Origin of the sequence: Capsulimonas sp., assembly GCF_039929585.1 — a bacterium.
GTDB lineage: Bacteria > Armatimonadota > Armatimonadia > Armatimonadales > Capsulimonadaceae > Capsulimonas.
Map to the genome: position 1 here is coordinate 1 of NZ_JBDSQY010000188.1, position 3266 is coordinate 3266.

Here is a 3266-nt window from a genome sequence, read left to right on the forward strand (position 1 = left end):
CTATTCTTCGCTATGCGATCAGAAAAGCCACTCCGTAATGTTGACTGCGTAGAATACCGTGGGATGTCAAAATGAGCGGCTCCGGACCTTTATTCTCGTTGATTCCGAAACCCTTCCGACATGATTACGAACGTCTGCGCGCGATCGAGCACGAGTACCAGCTGGAACTCGTCGCGGAGAACGCACGGCAGCTCGTGCAATTCTACGCCACGATCGTCCGCGCCCAAGCCTCTCAGGCGTCGCAAACCCTCCGTAACATCGATGTGATGGTGAATGGCCGTGAAACGGCGGGAGAGTTTCTCGGGAACCTCGCCACGGATATTGATTCCCTGGTCGATGGGATGGACCGGTTCCCTGTTGACAATTTTCAACCTCTCGAGTTCGCTCAGCATACGATTTTGCCGATCGCCAGTGATCCTTCGGCGAGCCTTCAAGACACCCTGGCGACCGAGTTCGAGCGTCTCGCGCGTCAGCTGCTGCGGCAGCAAAAGGCGCTCGTCAAGGTCCATGACAAGATGCGCGGGATGTATGAGGCGCAGACCCAGGTGCGCCGCGCCGAATCCAGCCGCTGGCTGGTCAGCGGCATGAGGCGGCTGGGCCGGGACCGCGAAGAGGATTTCCAGGATGCGCTGCGTATCCTTCGCGATCTGGTCTTGACGCCGCAGGGCATGCAGGATTACGTGGCGTGGTTCGAGATCGGCTGGCTGCTCTGGAAGCACGAGCGCAATCTTCCTGAGTCGGAGGAAGCGTTCTACCGAGCACAGCGGCTCAGCGCATCGAAAGGTGACGCCTTTTACGTCAAAAGCCTGCGGCATCTCGCCTACGTGCAGCACTTGCAGGGGCGCTACCCCGAGGCTTACGAGACGATCCAAAAGGCCCTGGCCGCCAGCGATGAGCACGACACACGCTTTGACGCCGCCCGGTACGCCGCCAGCCGAGGCTTCTCAGAAGAGTGCCTGCGCTTGCTGGAGCAGTGCATTTACGACCGGCCGACCACGATTATCAGTATGTTCGCCGAAGTGGACTTTTTGCGCGGCGCCGCAGCAGCGCGTCTCGCCCGGGCCATGGCGGACATGGCCGCCCGGATGCTCGACGAAGCGCGGGATCGCGCCGACGACAATGTGGAGCACTGGCAGCGGGCTTTGGAGATCGTGCGCGAGGTGGAGCGCGAAGCTGGGCTTCCGATCGCATTGCCTAAGGGGATCGCGGAAGAGGCCCTTGGGGACACGCCCGCACTGGATGACGTGGATTATCTAGTGGCGCTGGAGATCGAACGAAAGGCGCTGGCGTACGGCGATCAGACCGTGACCTTCGCGCGCGACACGGTGCTGCAAGTGGAAGCCGCGCGCGCCTCGGAGCAAAGCAAAGTGTCCCTGGCGCTGCACGATCTGGACCAGAACCAGAACCGCGCCATCATTGAAGCGGAAGAAGACCGGCGAGAGCGGCTGGCGAACTTGAAGACGCTGTCGCGCTACATTCGGGGCGCTGGGCGCTGGGTCAATGTGCTGCTCTTCGCGGGCGCCATGACGGTGGACATCCATTTTGTCCCGTATGTCGAGAAGCTGATCGGGCCGTCGCAGGCTCCGGCCAGCGGTCCGGACCTGAACAAGATCCTGCTCTATTCCTATATCGGGTTCGCGTGGCCCATCTTCTTCTATCTGATCTACATTACCGCAGTTATTATCGATAGCTGCTTCAATGTGTTCCGGCGTCAGAAGACGGAAGCGGAATGGGCGGATGCCGTGAGCGCGCAGGTCGATATTTACGAGGAGCAAGCCAACGAACTGCGCGCGCGGCTCTCGGATTTGGAAAACGAGAGGGCGCGCATCCAGCGCGCCCTCCAGCGTCTGGAGCACATCTGACGCGCGTTCTTATTGAGGATTAACGCAGGGCTTCCAGGAAGAATGCGGCTAATTGTTCATAGCCATTGTCGTTCAGATGGGTAGGATCGGCGCAGAGTTTGTCGAAATTGCGCGAATCAATTGTCGAGTCTTGGAAGGGATCAAGCACGCGGACTCCATACTGTGCTCCCAGTTTTTTGATCGCGCCATTGTAGTCCTGTAAAATGTATCCGGATTCGTTTGGCGTGTCGGCGTCCGCCCGGTACTGGCATGTGCTGAGCACGACTTTCTCTGGGGCGACTCCGCCCAGGATCCCGCGCAGCATGCTGTCGTAGTCCCAGTAAAATGTGCCCCAGATGCGCTCGCGTTCGGAGCCAAGCTCCAGCGATCCGCCGAAGTCATTGGCGCCGTAAAGGATCAGGGCGAGATCCGGGTTGGCGTCGATGACGTCCGGCACTCGTCCCAGGCCGCTGTCGCGGCGGATCAATTGTCCTTCTTCGTCGCGCCCGACAACTGTTGTGCCGCCAATCCCAAGATTGACTTCTTCCCAGCCCATCGCCTTGGAAACGATCGTTGTAAACCGCCGCGCCGGCGTGGAGGCTCCGGCGCCTTCCACTGTCGACGATCCGTAAAATACTACCCGTGTCATTGTCACCCCTTGCGCCGCGTTCGCGGCGCGCCGTCAAACTTGCAATTAGGGCGCTTTATTCCGCGCTGCGGCGGCTTTCTCCTGCCGATGGAAACAATTCCGCCATTTCGTTCGTCTGCTTTGTGTGAGTGTGAAACGGGTATAAGTCTGCAAGAGGAGGGTGAACGATGCCTAAATTGCCATGGAAAGCGGCGCCCGCAGCGGCGTCCGGCGTGCTCGGATTTTGGAAACAGCTGAAGTCGCTGTCGGCGTCCGAGATTATGCAGGAAGCAGAGCGGCCGTTCCAAATTGCTTTGATCGGACCGCCGGATCATACGGCGCTGCTCGCCGCGCGTTTGGCGCTGGAGATGCCGATCCCGCGCAACAGCGCGACCGGACCCGCCAATATTTGGCCTTATGTGACGCTGCGCGCGGATGCGCGTGAAGCGCCTCAGGGAGCGATTTTACTATATGCGGACCCGCTGACGGCCGATGAGACGCGGCTGGCGGAGGCGCTGGCGCAGATCGTCTCGGCGCGTCCGGAACTGCGGTTGTCGCTGGCGCGGCATATTCCCGCGTTTCGCCCGGCGGTCGTCAATCAGATCATCGCGGATGCGTCGTGGGACAATGCAAAGATCGCCGTCATCTCCGCGATCCCTGGGATCATCCCATTTACCGATCTTCTGCTGCCGGCCACGGCCTTGGGTGACACCATCTTACTGACGCGCAATCAGGCAGTATTGATGATGCGTATTGCAGCGGCTTACGGGCAGCCGGCGGAATTGAAGGAACGGTAC

General features: G+C 60.2%; 2 protein-coding genes and 1 pseudogene. 2 read left to right on the forward strand and 1 reads right to left on the reverse strand.

Annotated features, from left to right (window positions below; all coding sequences use genetic code 11):
• Nucleotides 1-98: 98 nt before the first annotated feature.
• Nucleotides 99-1862, forward strand: coding sequence for a hypothetical protein (locus ABIZ35_RS13625; RefSeq protein ID WP_348220459.1), 1764 nt, complete (start codon nucleotides 99-101; stop codon nucleotides 1860-1862).
• 19 nt (nucleotides 1863-1881) lie between these two features.
• Here the strand turns inward: ABIZ35_RS13625 and ABIZ35_RS13630 are convergent, their stop codons facing one another.
• Nucleotides 1882-2490, reverse strand: coding sequence for a GDSL-type esterase/lipase family protein (locus tag ABIZ35_RS13630; protein WP_348220460.1), 609 nt, complete (start codon nucleotides 2488-2490; stop codon nucleotides 1882-1884).
• 167 nt (nucleotides 2491-2657) lie between these two features.
• On the opposite strand from ABIZ35_RS13630, the pseudogene ABIZ35_RS13635 reads away from it, so the two are divergent.
• Nucleotides 2658-3266 (forward strand): annotated as a pseudogene (locus ABIZ35_RS13635) (hypothetical protein); the annotation flags it as partial.